The following is a 17,336-nucleotide window of genomic DNA, read 5'->3' on the forward strand; positions in this document are numbered from 1 at the left end:
GCGGTCGCCGCGGTCCGCCGGGCCGCGGCCCGGACGGTCGCCGCGGCCGCGGGACGACGGAGCGGCGGCCTGCTGGGCAGCCAGTTCCTTGGCGGTGACGTCGCCCTTGTAGATCCAGACCTTCACGCCGATGCGGCCGAAGGTGGTCTTGGCCTCGAAGAAACCGAAGTCGATGTTCGCGCGCAGGGTGTGCAGCGGCACACGGCCTTCGCGGTAGAACTCCGAACGGCTCATTTCAGCCCCGCCCAGGCGGCCGGAGCACTGTACGCGGATGCCCTTGGCACCGGCCCGCTGCGCGGACTGCATGGCCTTCTTCATCGCGCGGCGGAAGGCCACGCGGGAAGTCAGCTGCTCGGCAACGCCCTGGGCCACCAGCTGCGCCTCGATCTCGGGATTTTTGACCTCGAGGATGTTCAGCTGCACCTGCTTGCCGGTCAGCTTCTCCAGCTCGCCGCGGATGCGGTCGGCCTCGGCGCCGCGGCGGCCGATCACGATGCCCGGACGCGCGGTGTGGATGTCCACGCGGACGCGGTCACGGGTGCGCTCGATCTCCACCTTGGCGATGCCGGCGCGCTCCATGCCCGTGGACATGAGCTGGCGGATCTTTACGTCCTCGCGGACGAAGTCCTTGTAGCGCTGCCCGGCCTTGTTGCTGTCAGCGAACCAGTGGGAAACGTGGTCGGTGGTGATACCGAGTCGGAATCCGTGCGGGTTGACTTTCTGTCCCACTTACTGGTCCTCCTCTTTCTCCGGGGTGGCGACGACAACCGTGATGTGGCTGGTCCGCTTGTTGATGCGGTACGCGCGGCCCTGGGCACGCGGCTGGAACCGCTTCATGGTCGGGCCCTCATCAACAAATGCCTCGCTGATGTAGAGGTCGCGCTCGTCAAAGGCGATGCCGTCGCGGTCCGCGAGGACGCGGGCGTTGGCAACCGCCGACGCGAGTACCTTCGATACCGGCTCCGAAGCCGCCTGCGGGGCGAACTTCAGAATTGCCAGAGCCTCATTCGCCTGCTTGCCACGAACAAGGTTGACGACGCGCCGGGCCTTCATAGGCGTTACGCGGATGTGGCGCGCAATAGCCTTGGCTTCCATTGCTTTCCTTCTCTCGTCTTCTGCCGTACGAGCAGCGCCTAGCGGCGCTTGCCCTTACGGTCGTCCTTCACATGGCCGCGGAAAGTCCGCGTCGGGGCGAATTCGCCGAGCTTGTGCCCGACCATCGACTCGGTGACAAACACCGGGATGTGCTTGCGTCCGTCGTGCACGGCGATCGTGTGCCCGAGCATGTCGGGGATGATCATCGAACGGCGGGACCAGGTCTTGATGACGTTCTTGGTGCCCTTTTCGTTCTCGGCAGCAACCTTCACGTAGAGGTGCTGGTCGACGAAGGGGCCTTTCTTCAGGCTGCGTGGCATGTTCCCAGGCTCCTATCGCTTGTTCTTGCCAGTACGACGGCGACGCACAATGAGCTTGTCGCTTTCCTTCTTGGGGCGGCGGGTGCGGCCCTCGGGCTTGCCGTTGGGGTTGACCGGGTGGCGGCCGCCGGAGGTCTTGCCCTCACCACCACCATGCGGGTGGTCCACCGGGTTCATGGCCACACCGCGGACGGTCGGGCGGATGCCCTTCCAGCGCAGGCGGCCGGCCTTGCCCCAGTTGATGTTGGACTGTTCGGCGTTGCCGACCTCGCCCACCGTGGCGCGGCAGCGCACGTCCACGTTGCGGATTTCGCCGGAAGGCAGACGCAGCTGGGCGAAGCGGCCCTCCTTGGCAACGAGCTGCACGGAGGCACCGGCGGAGCGGGCCATCTTGGCGCCGCCGCCCGGACGCAGCTCCACGGCGTGGATCACGGTACCGACCGGGATGTTGCGCAGCGGCAGGTTGTTGCCCGGCTTGATGTCGGCGTTCGGGCCGGCCTCGACCATGTCGCCCTGGCCCAGCCTGTTCGGCGCGATGATGTAGCGCTTGGTGCCGTCCACGTAGTGCAGCAGCGCGATGCGCGCGGTGCGGTTCGGGTCGTACTCGATGTGCGCGACCTTGGCCGGCACGCCGTCCTTGTCATGGCGGCGGAAGTCGATCAGACGGTACTGGCGCTTGTGTCCGCCACCCTTGTGCCGGGTGGTGATCTTGCCGCTGTTGTTGCGGCCGCCCGACTTGGACAGCGGGCGCACCAGTGACTTTTCCGGCGTCGACCGCGTGATTTCGGCAAAGTCGGCCACGCTCGAGCCGCGGCGGCCCGGCGTCGTCGGCTTGTATTTACGGATTCCCATAGTTCATTTCCTCGTTAAAGTGGTCTCCGCTTAGGAAAGCGGACCGCCGAAGATGTCGATTGTGCCTTCCTTCAGGGTGACAATCGCACGCTTGGTGCTCTTGCGCTGGCCCCATCCGAACTTGGTCCGCTTGCGCTTACCGGCACGGTTGATGGTGTTGACCGAGTCGACCTTGACGGAGAAGATCTTCTCCACGGCGAACTTGATCTCGGACTTGTTCGAGCGCGGGTCGACCAGGAAGGTGTACTTGCCTTCGTCGATCAGGCCGTAGCTCTTCTCCGAAACGACCGGCGCAATGACGACGTCGCGGGGGTCCTTGGCGGTGGTCGCGCTCACTTGGCGTCCTCCTTGGCAGTGTTCTTGTCAGCTGACTTGGCTGCGACAAACGCCTCGTAGGCGGCCTGGGTGAAGACCACATCGTCGGAGACCAGCACGTCGTAGGTGTTCAGCTGGTCCACGTAGATCGTGTGGACGTCGGTGATGTTGCGCAGGCTCAGGGCCGCCACATCGTTGTCGCGCTCGATCACCACGAGCAGGTTCTTCCGGTCGGTGACCGACCGGAGCGCCTGGATGGCAGCCTTGGTGGACGGCTTCTCGCCGGAGACCAGGGCGTCCAGAACGTGGATGCGGCCGTTGCGGGCCCGGTCGGAGAGGGCACCGCGCAGGGCGGCGGCCTTCATCTTCTTGGGGGTGCGCTGGCTGTAGTCGCGCGGGGTCGGGCCGTGGACAACGCCGCCGCCGGTCATGTGCGGGGCACGGATGGAACCCTGGCGGGCGCGGCCGGTGCCCTTCTGCTTGAACGGCTTGCGGCCGGCACCGGAGACCTCGGCGCGGGTCTTGGTCTTGTGGGTACCCTGGCGGGCTGCAGCGAGCTGGGCGACGACGACCTGGTGCAGCAGCGGCACGTTGGTCTGGACGTCGAAGATCTCTGCAGGCAGGTCAACCCGGACAGTGTTAGCCATTGGATCAGGCTCCCTTCACTGCGGTACGGACGAGGACGACCGAGCCGCGGGCACCGGGAACGGCGCCCTTGATCAGCAGCAGCGACTTCTCGGCGTCCACAGCATGAACGGTCAGGTTCTGCGTGGTGTGGCGGACGTTGCCCATGCGGCCGGCCATGCGCAGGCCCTTGAAGACGCGGCTCGGGGTGGAGGCGCCGCCGATGGAACCGGGCTTGCGGTGGTTCTTGTGGGCACCGTGGGAGGCGCCGACGCCGGAGAAGCCGTGGCGCTTCATGACACCGGCGAAGCCCTTGCCCTTGGTGGTGCCAACGACGTCGACCTTCTGGCCTGCCTCGAAGACCTCCACGGAGAGCTCCTGGCCCAGTTCGTAGGACTCGGCGTCGGAGGTGCGCAGCTCAACGAGGTGGCGGCGCGGGGTCACGCCGGCCTTCTCGAAGTGGCCGGCGAGCGGCTTGGTCACCTTGCGCGGGTCGATCTGGCCGTAGCCGATCTGGATGGCGGTGTAGCCGTCGTTCTCGGCGTTGCGCAGCTGGGTGATGACGTTGGAGTCGGCCTGGACAACGGTCACCGGAATAACCCGGTTGTTCTCGTCCCAAACCTGGGTCATGCCGAGCTTGGTGCCCAGCAGGCCCTTAACCTGGCGGGTAAGCGAAGTAGACATATGAATCCGCGCCCCCTTACAGCTTGATTTCGATGTTCACGTCTGCAGGCAGGTCGAGACGCATGAGCGAGTCAACGGCCTTCGGCGTGGGGTCAATGATGTCGATCAGACGCTTGTGCGTGCGCATTTCAAAGTGCTCGCGGCTGTCCTTGTACTTGTGCGGCGAACGAATAACGCAGTACACGTTCTTCTCGGTCGGCAGCGGCACGGGGCCCACTACCGTTGCGCCTGCACGCGTGACCGTCTCAACGATCTTCCGTGCTGAAACATCAATGACCTCGTGGTCATATGACTTCAGACGGATGCGGATTTTCTGTCCCGCCATGGCGTCTCCGCTCTCTTTCCTCAGTGCTGCTCTGTTTATTTCTGGCATGCGCCCCGCATCCCGACCCCGCCCCGCGACCGGGCCTTCCCGGTGACCGAGCTCGTCGAAATCTGGCGCCCCTCCAGCAGGCTGAATCCGGAAGGATCCGGGTTCCTCACCCTGCCGAGGCTCCGACCCCCGCGCTCGGGCGTGTCGCGAAGATTCCGCAGACTCCGCCCGGCAGGATTGGGGTGGGTTATATTTGGGCTTGAGATACCTTCTTCGGACCCGACCCTGGCCCCGGGCATTATCCCGGGCGGGACGCGGCCTCGCCTGAAGACACGCAAAAGCGCTTGAACAACGTCATCCAGTGTGCCAGATATCCGCGCGAAACGCGAATCGCCGCCGGTTGCCCGGCCGCACGGGCCCGGCACGCCAGACTCCGGCCCCGGCCCTGATCCGGACCGGGCGCGGCGGCAAATACCGTCGCGCGATCCGGCCCGGAGGGGGAACCCGGGGGTTTCGGCGCGGCGCCGGGGGTGTAATGCTACATCCAACGAACCACTGCCGACCGGAGGAGCCGACCATGGGCATCAGCGCCGAAAGCCTCGCTGCGAAACTGCCGGCGGATTTCGTCCTGGGCGTGGCCACCGCGGCCTTCCAGATCGAAGGGGCCGTGGCCGAGGACGGCCGCGGCCCCTCGGGCTGGGATGCCTTCAGCCACCAGCCCGGCCGGATCGTCGACGGCTCGAATGCGGACGTCGCCTGCGACCACTACCACCGGATGTACGAGGACGTGGAACTGATCCACGCCCTCGGCGCAGACTCCTACCGCTTCTCGCTGTCCTGGCCCCGGATCCAGCCGGACGGCCGGGGGCAGGTGAACCGCAAGGGGCTGGACTTCTACGACCGGCTGCTGGACCAGCTGCTGGAGCGCGGCATTTCGCCCATGTGCACGATCTACCACTGGGACACCCCCCTGCCGCTGGAACAGGCAGGCGGCTGGCTCAACCGGGAGACGGCGTACCGGCTGGCGGACTTTGCCGCCATCGCCGCGGAGGCCTTCGGCGACCGGGTGCACCGCTGGGTGACGATCAACGAGCCGACCACCGTCACCCTCAACGGCTACGGGCTCGGGCTGCACGCCCCGGGCATCCCGCACCTGTTCGAGTGCCTGCCGGCGGCGCACCATCTGCTGCTCGGCCACGGGCTGAGCGTCCAGGCCCTGCGTGCTGCCAACGTGCCGGGCGAAGTCGGCATCACCAACGTCTACTCCCCCGTCGTGCCCGCCACCGGGAGCTTCGGCAACGAACTGGTGGTCCAGCTCTACGACATCCTGTTCAACGCCATGTTCTCGGATCCGGTGCTGCTGGGCAGGTACCCGCAGTTCAATCCCCTGCTGGCGCCCTTCCTGGCCTACTTCCATGCGATTCCGCCCGAGGACATCGCGCTGATGAACCTGCCGCTGGACTTCTACGGCATGAACTACTACTTTCCCTCCAGGATTGCCCCCGGCCCGGGCCCGCTGACCGGTCCGCATGCCAGGCCCGAGGGTGTGCCCGAGGAATTCCTCGACGACCCGCAGGACCTGCCGTTCCATATGACCGGCTGGCCCGGCTACGACCGCACCGGCTTCGGCTGGCCGGTGGCACCGCAGTACCTGGGGGTGGCACTGGCGGAAATGGCCCGGCGCTACCCTGCGCTGCCGCCGCTGTACATCACCGAGGGCGGCGCGAGCTTCACCGACGTCGTCGTCGAGGACGCGCTCACCGGGGAACCGGAGGTGCCGGACGTGAAGCGCGTGGACTATCTCGGGGACCACATCAACGCCGCGCTGGAGGCCACGGCGCCGGGCGGCCCGGCCGAAGGCATCGACTTGCGCGGCTACTATGTCTGGACGCTGATGGACAATTTCGAATGGGCCGCCGGCTTCAGCCAGCGCTTCGGGCTGGTCTACGTGGACTTCGCCGCCCAAAAGCGCATTCCCAAGCTCTCGTACAAGTGGCTGCAGTCGGTGACCTCGCTCAGGTCCGCCGTGGAGGAGGCGCCGCAAAGGCTGTCCTAGCCGCGCGGCGAACATCCCGTGTCGGGATGCGGCTTCCGGGCGCTGCTACGGCCGCCCGCCGCGGTTGGCCCGGCGGATCCGCCGGGCCCGCTCGATCTCGTGGCGGAAGTACCGGCGGGCCCACAGGACGCCGGAGCCGACCGCGGCCGCCACGCCCGCGACGATCCAGAAGAGCACCCATTCCATGGAGCCGATGCTACTGCACGCCCGCCGGATTTTCCGCTGCCGGCGGGCTCCCGCGGGAGCCCGCGAGCCTATTCTGGAATTGTCGGCATGTCTGAAATTCGAAGGAGGATGGCATCATGTTGAGCACCGCGAAGATGACCACGATCCTGCCCGTGAAGGACATGGAGCGTGCGCGGAATTTCTACGAAAAGTCCCTCGGGCTGGCCTCGAAGGGCATGCAGGAGGACGGCACCTGCATCCTCGCCGGCGGCGACGGACCGGCCATCGAGCTGATCGTCAGGCCGGAGGCGGATACGTCCGACCACACCTCGGTCAGCTTCGAGGTCGAGGACCTGGCCAGCGAGATGAAGTCGCTGGAAGGGCACGGGATCAGGTTCGAGGACTACGACCTGCCCGGGCTGAAGACGGTGGACCACGTCGCCACGAGCGCGCAGCAGAAGTGCGCCTGGTTCACCGACACCGAGGGCAACATCCTCTGCCTGCACCAGAACCTCGCGCAGGAATCCTGACCCGGGCCGGATGGCCCGGTTAACGACGGAACCCCGCTGCGGCTGCAGCGGGGTTCCGTTGGTCCGGGACCGGGTGTTACTTCAGGATCTTGGTAACGCGGCCGGATCCCACGGTGCGGCCACCCTCGCGGATGGCGAAGCCGAGGCCTTCTTCCATAGCGATCGGCTGGATGAGCTGGACGGTCATCTCCGTGTTGTCGCCCGGCATAACCATTTCGGTGCCTTCGGGCAGGGTGATGACGCCGGTCACGTCCGTGGTACGGAAGTAGAACTGCGGGCGGTAGTTCGAGTAGAACGGGTTGTGGCGGCCGCCTTCGTCCTTGGACAGGATGTAGACGTTGGCCTCGAAGTCGGTGTGCGGGGTGATCGACCCCGGCTTGACGACAACCTGGCCACGCTCCACGTCTTCACGCTTGATACCGCGCAGCAGCAGACCACAGTTCTCGCCGGCCCAGGCCTCGTCGAGCTGCTTGTGGAACATCTCGATACCGGTCACGGTGGTCTTCTGGATCGGGCGGATGCCCACGATCTCAACCTCGGAGTTGATCGCGAGGGTACCGCGCTCGGCGCGGCCGGTCACCACGGTACCGCGGCCGGTGATGGTGAAGACGTCCTCGATCGGCATCAGGAACGGCTTGTCCTTGTCGCGGACCGGGTCCGGAACGTTCTCGTCAACGGCTTCCATCAGCTCTTCGATGGAGGCAACCCACTTCGGGTCCCCTTCCAGGGCCTTCAGGCCGGAAACGCGGACGACCGGAGCGTTGTCGCCGTCGAAGCCCTGCGAGCTGAGCAGCTCACGGACTTCCATTTCGACGAGGTCGAGCAGTTCCTCATCCTCGACCATGTCGGCCTTGTTCAGGGCAACCAGCAGGTAGGGAACGCCCACCTGGCGGGCCAGCAGAACGTGCTCGCGGGTCTGGGCCATCGGACCGTCGGTGGCGGCGACCACGAGGATCGCGCCGTCCATCTGGGCAGCGCCGGTGATCATGTTCTTGATGTAGTCGGCGTGGCCGGGAGCGTCAACGTGGGCGTAGTGGCGCTTCTCGGTCTGGTACTCGATGTGGGAGATGTTGATGGTGATACCGCGCTGGCGCTCTTCCGGAGCAGAGTCGATAGCTGCGAAGTCACGCTGCTCGTTGAGATCGGGGTACTTGTCGTGAAGCACCTTGGAAATGGCAGCGGTCAACGTGGTCTTACCGTGGTCAACGTGACCGATGGTACCGATGTTGACGTGCGGCTTAGTCCGCTCGAACTTTGCCTTCGCCACGGGTTCCTCCTAGAACGTGTTGAGAAGAATTGCTCTTCGGCAACGCCTTTCGCTGCCGAAACCTGAACAAGTCTACGTCGGGCTTTGATATTTGGTGAAATTACAGGCATCCGCCGGCACCGGTTGCGGTGCCTGAAGCCTGGGGCCGCAGGCGGCCGGATGTCCCGGAACCGGAACCTCCGGCCGCCTGCAGATCAGCTGTCCGTCCGGGCGGGCGGACAGCCGCGACTTACTCGCCGCGCGTCTTCTGGATGATCTCGTCGGCAACAGCCTTCGGGACCTCAGCGTAGCTGTCGAACTGCATCGAGTACACGGCGCGGCCCTGGGTCTTGGACCGCAGGTCGCCGATGTAGCCGAACATCTCGGACAGCGGCACGTTGGCGCGCACCACCTTCACGCCGGAGGCATCTTCCATGGACTGGATCATACCGCGGCGGGAGTTCAGGTCGCCGATGACGTCGCCCATGTACTCCTCGGGGGTACGGACCTCAACGGCCATCAGCGGCTCGAGCAGGACCGGGTTGGCGCGCTTGACGCCTTCCTTGAGGACCTGGGAACCGGCGATCTTGAACGCCATCTCGGAGGAGTCGACGTCGTGGTAGGCGCCGTCGAGCAGGATCGCCTTGACACCCACCAGCGGGTAGCCGGCCAGCACGCCGAGCTGCATGGCGTCCTGGATGCCGGCATCCACGGAGGGGATGTACTCGCGCGGGATGCGGCCGCCGGTGACCTTGTTCTCGAACTCGTAGAACGTGCCGTCCGAGGTGTCCAGCGGCTCGAAGGTCACCTGCACCTTGGCGAACTGGCCGGACCCGCCGGTCTGCTTCTTGTGGGTGTAGTCGACCTTTTCGACGGCGCGCTTGATCGTCTCGCGGTAGGCGACCTGCGGCTTGCCGACGTTGGCCTCGACCTTGAATTCGCGGCGCATGCGGTCCACCAGGATGTCCAGGTGCAGCTCGCCCATGCCGGCGATGACGGTCTGGCCGGTCTCTTCGTTGAGGGAGACCTGGAAGGTCGGGTCCTCTTCGGAGAGCTTCTGGATGGCGGTGGAGAGCTTCTCCTGGTCACCCTTGGTCTTCGGCTCGATGGCCACGGAGATCACCGGCTCCGGGAAGGTCATCGACTCCAGCACGATCGGGTTGTTCGGGTCGCACAGGGTGTCGCCGGTGGTGGTGTCCTTCAGGCCGATCGCGGCGTAAATGTGGCCGGTGGTGACCTCCTCCACCGGGTTCTCCTTGTTGGCGTGCATCTGGAACAGCTTGCCGATGCGCTCCTTCTTGCCCTTGGTGGAGTTGATCACCTGGGCGCCGGAGGCGGCCTTGCCGGAGTAGACGCGGATGTAGGTCAGCTTGCCGAAGAACGGGTGGGTGACCACCTTGAAGGCCAGCGCGGCGAACGGGGCATTGGCATCGGCCGGACGCTCGAGGATGATCTCCTCGTCGCGGACGTCGTGGCCCTTGACGTTGGGCACGTCCAGCGGGCTGGGCAGGTAGTCGATGACCGCGTCCAGCATCGGCTGGACACCCTTGTTCTTGAACGCCGAACCGCAGAACACCGGGTAGATCTCGGAGTTCACGGTCAGCTTGCGGATGCCGGCCTTGAGCTCGTCGATGCTCAGCTCTTCGCCCTCGAGGTACTTCTCCATCAGTTCCTCGGAGGACTCCGCCACGGCCTCGACCAGCTGGGCGCGGTATTCCTCGGCCCTGGCCTGCAGGTCCGCCGGGATCTCCTCGACCTCGTACTCGGCGCCCATCTTGGTCTCGCCACGCCAGGTGAAGGCCTTCATGGTGAGCAGGTCGACGACGCCCTCGAAGTCGTTCTCGGCGCCGATCGGCAGCTGCATGACCAGCGGCTTGGCCCCGAGGCGGTTGATGATGGTGTCGACGGTGAAGTAGAAGTCCGCACCCAGCTTGTCCATCTTGTTGACGAAGCAGATGCGCGGGACGTTGTACTTGTCGGCCTGGCGCCACACGGTCTCGGACTGCGGCTCGACGCCTTCCTTACCGTCGAACACCGCCACGGCGCCGTCGAGGACGCGCAGCGAGCGCTCCACCTCGACCGTGAAGTCCACGTGGCCCGGGGTGTCGATGATGTTGATCTGGTTGTTGTTCCAGTAGCAGGTGGTGGCCGCGGAGGTGATGGTGATGCCGCGTTCCTGCTCCTGGGCCATCCAGTCCATGGTGGAGGCACCGTCGTGCGTCTCACCGATCTTGTGGTTCACGCCGGTGTAGAAGAGGATGCGCTCTGTAGTGGTGGTCTTGCCGGCATCGATGTGGGCCATGATGCCGATATTGCGGACCTTTTTCAGGTCGGTAAGCACGTCGAGTGCCACAGTGTCTCCCTTTATAGGTGAGCCGCACCTGGCGGCGCGGACCCGGGTTGCGGGCCCGCCGCCGCCGGCTGCGCTCTTTTACCAGCGGTAGTGGGCGAAGGCCTTGTTGGACTCGGCCATCTTGTGGGTGTCTTCGCGGCGCTTCACAGCGGCACCAAGACCGTTCGAGGCATCCAGGATTTCGTTCATCAGGCGCTCGGTCATGGTCTTCTCCCGGCGGGCCTTGGAGTAGCCGACCAGCCAGCGCAGGGCCAGGGCGGTGGCACGGCCGGGCTTGACCTCGACCGGCACCTGGTAGGTGGCGCCACCGACACGGCGGGAGCGGACCTCGAGGGTGGGGCGGACGTTGTCCATGGCCTTCTTCAGCGCTGCCACCGGATCGCCACCGGTCTTGGCACGGGCACCTTCCAGGGCACCGTAGACGATGCGCTCGGCGGTGGACTTCTTCCCGTCGACCAGGACCTTGTTGATGAGCTGGGTGACCATCGGGGAACCGTAGACGGGATCTACAACGAGCGGCCGCTTGGGGGCCGGACCCTTGCGGGGCATATTACTTCTTCTCCATCTTCGCGCCGTAGCGGCTACGAGCCTGCTTGCGGTTCTTAACGCCCTGGGTGTCGAGGGCACCACGGACGATCTTGTAGCGGACACCCGGCAGGTCCTTCACACGTCCGCCGCGCACCAGCACGATGGAGTGTTCCTGCAGGTTGTGGCCGACGCCGGGGATGTAGGCGGTCACTTCGATGCCGCCGGCGAGGCGGACACGGGCCACCTTGCGCAGGGCCGAGTTCGGCTTCTTCGGGGTAGTGGTGTAGACGCGGGTGCAGACACCGCGCTTCATCGGGCTGCCCTTAAGCGCGGGAGCCTTGGTCTTGGCGACCTTGGGAGTCCGGCCCTTGCGGACCAGCTGCTGAATCGTAGGCACTTTCGTGTTCTCCGTTATGTTGGACTTTGCCCACCGCTGGTTTCCCGCCGGATCGGCAGGTCCCAAGGGGCCGGGCGCTTTCGTCGTCTTCGCACTTCCTGCGGAAGTGGGGCGACCGTAGGCGTGCAAAAGTGTGGCATTCGCCGCGCAAGTACCCCGCGGACCGGAAACAGGCCCCGTCCCCCGGAACCGGGAAACGGCCTTCATCCACTGCCACACAAAACAATCGTTATCAAGTCTAACAGAGATTTGGCGCGCCATGACGCGCCCGGCAGCGGGGGCTTCAGTGCGTCGCGCGCAGCGCCTCGGTGACCTGCTGCGACACCGCCCGCATTTTCGGCAGCACCTCGGCCACCACCTCGTCCAGGTTCCGGCCGGTGTCCTCGTAGCGGACCTGCATGGACACGTTCAGCGCCGCGGCCACCGTGCCGTCGGGCCGGTAGATCGGCACCGCCACCGAGCGCAGGCCGGTCTCCAGCTCCTGGTCCACCAGCGCGTAGCCCTGCTGCCGGATCCGGTCCAGCTCGGCGCGCAGCGCGCCGGCGTCGGCAATGGTCCGGGGCGTCAGCGCCCGCAGCTCCGCGCCGGCCAGGTACCGCTCCAGCTCCGGCTCCGGCAGCCCGGCCAGCAGCACCCGGCCCATGGAGGTGGCGTAGGCCGGAAAGCGCGTTCCCACCGTGATGCCCACCGTCATGATCCGGCGGGTATGGATGCGCGCGATGTAGACGATGTCCCCGCCGTCGAGGATGGAGGCGGAGGTGGATTCGTGCAGCTCCGCCGAGAGCTCCTCCAGCAGCGGCTGCACCAGCTGGGGCAGGGTCTGTCCGGACAGGTACGAGTATCCGAGCTGCAGCACCAGGGCCGTCAGCTCGAAGACACGTCCATCCGTCCGGACATACCCCAGCTCCACGAGGGTGTGCAGGAAACGGCGGGCGGTGGCACGGGTCAGCCCCGTGCGGCGGGAGACGTCGCTGAGCGTCATGCTCACGTGCTCCGCGTCAAAGGCCCTGATCACGGCCAGTCCGCGGGCCAGGGACTGGACAAACTGGTCCCCCGGCAGCTTCGTCTCGGTCATGTCCCCCGTGGTTTCCTCATCGTGTGGTGGGGCTAGCCGCCCAGCGGCGGCAGCAGCTTGACGTCCATTTTGGCCTGGAGTTCCTCGACGGTGGTGCCGAAGGTCTCGCGCACGCGCACGCCGTCGGACGAAATCAGGAACACCGCTTCATTAGTGTAGACGCGCGTCACGCAGTTCACCCCGGTCAGCGGGTAGGTGCATTCGGGCACCAGCTTGCTCTTGCCGTCCTTGGTGAACAGGGACATCATCACGTACACGTCCTTGGCGCCGGTGGCGAGGTCCATGGCCCCGCCGACGGCCGGAATGGCGTCCGGGGCGCCGGTGTGCCAGTTGGCCAGGTCGCCCGCGGCGGAGACCTGGAACGCGCCCAGGACGCACACGTCCAGGTGTCCGCCGCGCATCATCGCGAAGGAGTCCGCGTGGTGGAAGTAGGAGGCGCCGGGCAGTTCGGTCACCGGGATCTTGCCGGCGTTGATCAGGTCCTCGTCGATCTCGTCCCCGTGCGCCTCCGGACCCATGCCCAGCATGCCGTTCTCGGTGTGCAGGGTCACGTCCTGCTCGGGGGTCAGGTAGTTGGACACCAGGGTGGGCTGGCCGATGCCCAGGTTCACGTAGGAACCGGGCTTGATGTCCCGGGCGACAAGCTGTGCCAGGTCGTCGCGGCTGAGTTTCTCGCTCACTGGTTTACCTCATGTTCGGTGTTGGATTTTGCGGCAGGGCCGCTCACGTGCGGGCCGATCTTCACGACGGTGTCCACGTAGATGCCCGGGGTGATGACCACCTCGGGGTCGATCCGGCCGGTTTCGACGATTTCGGACACCTGCACGATGGTCTGCTTGGCGGCGGCGGCCATGATCGGGCCGAAGTTCCGGGCCGTCTTGCGGTAGACCAGGTTGCCGGTCCGGTCCGACTTCAGCGCCTTGATCAGCGCGAAGTCCGCGTGGATCGGCGACTCGAGCACGTAGCCGCGGCCGTCGATGATGCGGGTCTCCTTGCCCTCGGCCAGCATGGTGGCGTAGCCGGTGGGGGTGAAGAATCCGCCGATGCCGGCCCCGGCGGCGCGGATACGTTCGGCCAGGTTCCCCTGCGGCACCAGCTCGAGCTCGATCTCCCCGGCCCGGTAGGCGGCGTCGAAGTGCCAGGAGTCGGACTGCCGCGGGAACGAGCAGATGATCTTCTTGACCCGGCGCTCCTTGATCAGCAGCGCCAGCCCGGCGTCCGCCTGGCCGGCATTGTTGTTGACCACGGTCAGGTCGGTGGCTCCGCCCTGAAGCAGCGCGTCGATCAGTTCCATCGGCTGGCCGGCATTGCCGAAGCCGCCGATCAGCACCGTGGCGCCGTCGTGGATGCCGGCGACGGCCTCCTCGGCGGTGGCTGCAATATTGAGCATGTTCCAGGCTTCCTTACATTGTGCGTGCTAATTGTGCTTGGTGCGGCTTGGTTACTTGCTTGCGTTGACGTTTTCGAGCACGACGGCGAGGCCCTGGCCGACGCCGATGCAGATGGCCGCCACGCCCCAGCGCTCGCCGCCGGCTTCCAGCCGGCGGGCCAGGGTGCCCAGGATGCGGATGCCGGAGGCTCCCAGCGGGTGGCCGATGGCCACCGCTCCGCCCCAGGCGTTGACCAGTGCCGGGTCCACGTCCCACGCGTCGATGCAGGCCAGGGACTGGGCGGCGAAGGCCTCGTTGAGCTCGACGGCCGCGACGTCGGACCAGCCGATGCCGGCCCGCTTGAGGGCCTGGTTGGCCGCGTCCACCGGGGCGAAGCCGAAGAACTGCGGCTCCAGCGCCGCGGCGCCGCGGCCGGCGATGCGCGCCAGCGGGGCCAGGCCCAGTTCCTTGCCGCCGGCCTCGCTGCCCAGCCAGGCGGCCGAGGCGCCGTCGTTGAGCGGGGAGGCGTTGCCGGCGGTCACGGTGCCGCCCTCGGATCCGTCGGACACCGGACGGAACACCGTCTTCAGCCCGGCCAGCTTTTCGGCCGAGCTGCCCGGACGGATGCTCTCGTCCCGGGTCAGCTCCGTGCCCGGCACGGCGACGACCTGGTTGTCGTACCGGCCCTCGTTCCAGGCCGCGTCCGCCAGGTTGTGGGAGTTGGCGGCGAACTCGTCCTGCCGTTCGCGGGTGATCCCGTGGCGCTCGCGCAGCTGCTCGGTGGCCTCGCCGAGGGAGACGGTCCACTGCTGGGGCATCTTCCTGTTCACCAGGCGCCAGCCCAGCGTGGTGGAGGCCAGGGTCATGTCCCCGGCCGGGTACGGCTTTTCGGTCTTGGGCAGCACCCACGGGGCGCGGCTCATGGACTCGACGCCGCCGATCAGCACCACCTCGGCCTCGCCGGCATTGATCTGGCGGGAGGCGATGATCGCCGCGTCCAGGCTGGAGCCGCAGAGCCGGTTCACCGTGGTCCCGGGGATGGAGGTCGGGAGCCCGGCCAGCAGGGTGGCCATCCGGGCCACGTTGCGGTTTTCCTCCCCCGCGCCGTTGGCGTTGCCGAAGACCACCTCGTCGATCCGGGCCGGGTCCAGGCCGGGAGCCCGGGAGACGGAGGCCCTGACCACCTCGGCGGCCAGATCGTCGGGCCGCACGCCCGCCAATCCGCCGCCGAACTTTCCGAAGGGGGTGCGGACGGCATCGTAGAGATAGGCCTGGTTCACTGCGGCTCCTTTGTCCGCGCCCGGCAGCGGGTGCGGGTCGGCTTCGTGCAGGCCCGGCGGAACCCGGGCCTGCACGGCTTGCTGGTCCTCGGCACAGGTTCGGAGCTACTTCGTTCGCTCTACGAACGCATGTACGACATATGAACTATAGGCCGGAGGCGTCGTCCGCGTCAAGCTTGGCGAAGACGCCCTGGGCAACCTTGAAGGCCACGTTCGCCGCCGGCACGCTGCAGTAGATCGCCGACTGCAGGATCACTTCCTTGATCTCGTCCCGGGTCATCCCGTTGGTCAGCGCCGCCCGCACGTGCATGGCCAGTTCCTCCCAGTAGCCGTTGGCGATCATCGCGGTCAGCGTGATCGCGCTGCGGGTGGTGCGCGGCAGGCCCGGGCGGGTCCAGATGGTGCCCCAGGCGTAGCGGGTGATCAGCTCCTGGAAGTCCTGGGTGAACGCGTCGGTGGAGGCCGTGGCGCGGTCCACGTGCGCATCGCCGAGGACCTGGCGGCGCACCGCCATCCCCTCGTCGTAGACCTCCTCCTGGGACTTGGCCGGGTCAAAGGTGTATTGCTTTCCGCTCACTGGCGAAACTCCTTCATTGCAGGTGGGTGGTGCCGGACGGTGCCGCCGGATCAGGCACCGAGGAAGAATCCGCGCAGCAGCGCCGCGGTTTCCGCCGGTGCCTCCAGGGGTACCTGGTGGGCTGCGGAAGCGACGACGGCGGCACGCCCGCGCTGCACGCCGCCGGCGGTTGCCTCCGCATCGGCCGGCGGGCAGGCCTGGTCCCGGGCACCGGCGATGGCGATCACCGGGGTGCCGATCCCGCCCAGCCGCCCGCGCACGTCGAAGCCGGACAATGCCTCGCAGCAGTGCGCATAGGCGAAGCGGTCGGCGTTCTGCAGCGTGTGCAGCAGCCGGGTGGCCGGTTCGGCATGGGCCTGGATGAAGCCGGGGGCGAACCAGCGCCGGGCCGAGCCGACCACCTGGGTCGGCGTGCCGGAGCTGCGCACCGTCTCGGCCCGCTCCAGCCAGGCCTGCGGTTCGCCGATCTTCGCCGCCGAGCAAATGCTGGCCAGTCCGGCGAACAGGTCCGGGTGGTCCAGCCCCAGCTGCAGGGCGACCGCCCCGGCCAGGGAGACACCGGCATAGTAGACCGGCTGCTCCGGGTCGATGTCCCCGGCCTCGCGCAGGGCCCGGACGGTGCCGGCGACGGCCGCGGCCAGTTCGGCAACGCTGAAGGTCTCCGCCGAGGCGGGGCTGGCCCCGTGCCCGGGCAGGTCCGTGCCGATGACCTGGAAGTCCTCCAGGTAGGCGGCGGCGTCGATCCACAGGGCCTTGGCCCCAGTACCGAGCCCGGCGCCGGCGATCAGCACGGGCCTGCCCTTGCTGCCGGCCAGCTGGGTGGCAGTGATGGCAGGGACGCTCACGGGCGGTTCCATTCCCGGTAGCGGGAGGTAATCCTGGTGATCAGTTCGTCGCTCTGGCCGGTGTAGTTGGCCGGGTCCAGCAGCGCGGCCAGCCGGGCATCGGAGAACGCGCCGGCCGGGACCGAGGCACGCAGCAGGTCCGCGAGCGAGGCCCCGGTGGACAGGGACTCGTTGACCAGGGCCTGGACCTTGGGCTTGCCGGCACCGGGCACTCCCCCCTCCAGCAGCGGTGCCACCGCGGCCATGACCTTCTCGCTGACCACCAGCGGGCCGGTCAGCGCCAGGTTGGCGGCCATCCGGTCCCGGTGCACGGCCAGGCCCTGGACGAGTTCGGCCAGCTTCGCCGCCGCTCCCCCGGCCAGGCGCAGCAGCTGGCGCAGCGCCTGCCACTCCAGGTGCCAGGACCCGTCCGGCCGCTCGTCGACCGCGCCGGCGGCCGCGGCCTGGACCTGGGCCAGGTACCCCGGCGCGGCGAGTGCGGCGCTGCGGATCAGCACCGAGAGCACCGGATTCTGCTTCTGCGGCATGGCCGAGGAAACCCCGCGGCCTTCGGCCCGGGGTTCGGAGAGCTCGCCGATTTCCGGCCGGCTAAGCAGCAGCACGTCGTTGGCCACCTTCCCGGCGGCGGCCAGCACATCGGCCAGGGCGGCGGCCAGCGCGGTGACCGGCAGCCGGTTGGTCTGCCACGGGGCGACCGGGTCGGCCAGCCCC

The 17,336-nt window shown here is 67.2% G+C and carries 22 protein-coding genes; 2 read left to right on the forward strand and 20 right to left on the reverse strand.

The genetic code is table 11. The annotated features are described in order from the left end of the window. The 8 genes from rpsC to rpsJ form a co-directional block, all read right to left on the reverse strand. The coding region (gene rpsC, locus ACFQ36_RS12500) for a 30S ribosomal protein S3 (RefSeq protein ID WP_377014098.1) at positions 1–729 on the reverse strand (729 nt) is incomplete at its 3' end. Further along, positions 730–1,095: a 50S ribosomal protein L22 gene (gene rplV / locus ACFQ36_RS12505; RefSeq protein ID WP_377014100.1), complete on the reverse strand. Its 366-nt coding sequence runs from the start codon at positions 1,093–1,095 to the stop codon at positions 730–732. 38 nt (positions 1,096–1,133) lie between these two features. Further along, positions 1,134–1,415: a 30S ribosomal protein S19 gene (gene rpsS, locus ACFQ36_RS12510; RefSeq protein ID WP_377014102.1), complete on the reverse strand. Its 282-nt coding sequence runs from the start codon at positions 1,413–1,415 to the stop codon at positions 1,134–1,136. A 12-nt stretch (positions 1,416–1,427) separates the two neighbouring features. After that, entirely contained in the window at positions 1,428–2,267 is an 840-nt protein-coding gene (gene rplB, locus ACFQ36_RS12515; RefSeq protein WP_377014104.1) for a 50S ribosomal protein L2, read from the reverse strand. A gap of 30 nt (positions 2,268–2,297) precedes the next feature. Next, positions 2,298–2,603, reverse strand: a complete 306-nt coding sequence (gene rplW, locus ACFQ36_RS12520; protein WP_377014106.1) for a 50S ribosomal protein L23 — start codon at positions 2,601–2,603, stop codon at positions 2,298–2,300. Continuing rightward, positions 2,600–3,229 (reverse strand): 50S ribosomal protein L4, encoded by a 630-nt coding sequence (gene rplD / locus ACFQ36_RS12525; RefSeq protein ID WP_377014108.1) that lies wholly within the window; start codon positions 3,227–3,229, stop codon positions 2,600–2,602. The genes rplW and rplD overlap by 4 nt, the downstream gene beginning before the upstream one ends. A 4-nt stretch (positions 3,230–3,233) precedes the next feature. Beyond that, positions 3,234–3,890, reverse strand: coding sequence for a 50S ribosomal protein L3 (gene rplC / locus ACFQ36_RS12530; protein WP_377014110.1), 657 nt, complete (start codon positions 3,888–3,890; stop codon positions 3,234–3,236). 16 nt (positions 3,891–3,906) lie between these two features. Then, entirely contained in the window at positions 3,907–4,215 is a 309-nt protein-coding gene (gene rpsJ / locus ACFQ36_RS12535; RefSeq protein ID WP_003803825.1) for a 30S ribosomal protein S10, read from the reverse strand. Positions 4,216–4,780: 565 nt separating this feature from the next. Here rpsJ and ACFQ36_RS12540 point away from each other — a divergent pair. Beyond that, positions 4,781–6,259 (forward strand): GH1 family beta-glucosidase, encoded by a 1,479-nt coding sequence (locus tag ACFQ36_RS12540; protein ID WP_377014112.1) that lies wholly within the window; start codon positions 4,781–4,783, stop codon positions 6,257–6,259. A gap of 45 nt (positions 6,260–6,304) precedes the next feature. Here the strand turns inward: ACFQ36_RS12540 and ACFQ36_RS12545 are convergent, their stop codons facing one another. Beyond that, a complete protein-coding gene (locus tag ACFQ36_RS12545) occupies positions 6,305–6,445 on the reverse strand; it encodes a hypothetical protein (protein ID WP_377014114.1) in 141 nt (46 codons plus the stop codon). Between the two features lie 116 nt (positions 6,446–6,561). Here ACFQ36_RS12545 and ACFQ36_RS12550 point away from each other — a divergent pair, with 116 nt between their 5' ends. After that, a complete protein-coding gene (locus ACFQ36_RS12550) occupies positions 6,562–6,954 on the forward strand; it encodes a VOC family protein (RefSeq protein WP_377014116.1) in 393 nt (130 codons plus the stop codon). 76 nt (positions 6,955–7,030) lie between these two features. Here the strand turns inward: ACFQ36_RS12550 and tuf are convergent, their stop codons facing one another. From tuf to ACFQ36_RS12605, 11 genes are all read right to left on the reverse strand, one after another. Beyond that, positions 7,031–8,221, reverse strand: coding sequence for an elongation factor Tu (gene tuf / locus ACFQ36_RS12555; protein WP_377014118.1), 1,191 nt, complete (start codon positions 8,219–8,221; stop codon positions 7,031–7,033). Positions 8,222–8,450: 229 nt separating this feature from the next. Next, a complete protein-coding gene (gene fusA / locus ACFQ36_RS12560; protein WP_377014119.1) occupies positions 8,451–10,553 on the reverse strand; it encodes an elongation factor G in 2,103 nt (700 codons plus the stop codon). Positions 10,554–10,631: 78 nt separating this feature from the next. Next, positions 10,632–11,102: a 30S ribosomal protein S7 gene (gene rpsG / locus ACFQ36_RS12565; RefSeq protein WP_377014121.1), complete on the reverse strand. Its 471-nt coding sequence runs from the start codon at positions 11,100–11,102 to the stop codon at positions 10,632–10,634. A 1-nt stretch (position 11,103) separates the two neighbouring features. Further along, positions 11,104–11,478, reverse strand: coding sequence for a 30S ribosomal protein S12 (rpsL, locus tag ACFQ36_RS12570; protein WP_237818917.1), 375 nt, complete (start codon positions 11,476–11,478; stop codon positions 11,104–11,106). A gap of 283 nt (positions 11,479–11,761) precedes the next feature. Then, complete coding sequence (locus ACFQ36_RS12575) at positions 11,762–12,553, reverse strand: IclR family transcriptional regulator C-terminal domain-containing protein (RefSeq protein ID WP_377014123.1); 792 nt, start codon at positions 12,551–12,553, stop codon at positions 11,762–11,764. Positions 12,554–12,585: 32 nt separating this feature from the next. Then, a complete protein-coding gene (locus ACFQ36_RS12580; protein ID WP_377014125.1) occupies positions 12,586–13,233 on the reverse strand; it encodes a 3-oxoacid CoA-transferase subunit B in 648 nt (215 codons plus the stop codon). Further along, positions 13,230–13,943, reverse strand: a complete 714-nt coding sequence (locus tag ACFQ36_RS12585; RefSeq protein WP_377014127.1) for a 3-oxoacid CoA-transferase subunit A — start codon at positions 13,941–13,943, stop codon at positions 13,230–13,232. Before ACFQ36_RS12585 ends, ACFQ36_RS12580 begins: the two co-directional genes overlap by 4 nt. Before the next feature lie 51 nt (positions 13,944–13,994). Next, the gene (locus ACFQ36_RS12590) at positions 13,995–15,203 is read right to left on the reverse strand and encodes a thiolase family protein (RefSeq protein WP_377014129.1); all 1,209 of its coding nucleotides are present in this window, start codon (positions 15,201–15,203) and stop codon (positions 13,995–13,997) included. 145 nt (positions 15,204–15,348) lie between these two features. Further along, positions 15,349–15,780 carry a 4-carboxymuconolactone decarboxylase gene (gene pcaC / locus ACFQ36_RS12595; protein WP_377014131.1) on the reverse strand — a complete coding sequence of 144 codons (432 nt, stop codon included), beginning with the start codon at positions 15,778–15,780 and terminating at the stop codon, positions 15,349–15,351. Positions 15,781–15,830: 50 nt separating this feature from the next. Then, positions 15,831–16,625, reverse strand: a complete 795-nt coding sequence (locus ACFQ36_RS12600) for an alpha/beta fold hydrolase (RefSeq protein ID WP_377014133.1) — start codon at positions 16,623–16,625, stop codon at positions 15,831–15,833. Continuing rightward, positions 16,622–17,336, reverse strand: a 715-nt coding sequence (locus ACFQ36_RS12605; protein WP_377014135.1) for a lyase family protein, incomplete at its 5' end; no start/stop codon positions are given. The genes ACFQ36_RS12600 and ACFQ36_RS12605, both read right to left, overlap by 4 nt.

Origin of the sequence: Arthrobacter sp. GCM10027362 (assembly GCF_042679445.1) — a bacterium.
In the GTDB taxonomy this organism is placed as follows: Bacteria; Actinomycetota; Actinomycetes; order Actinomycetales; family Micrococcaceae; genus Crystallibacter.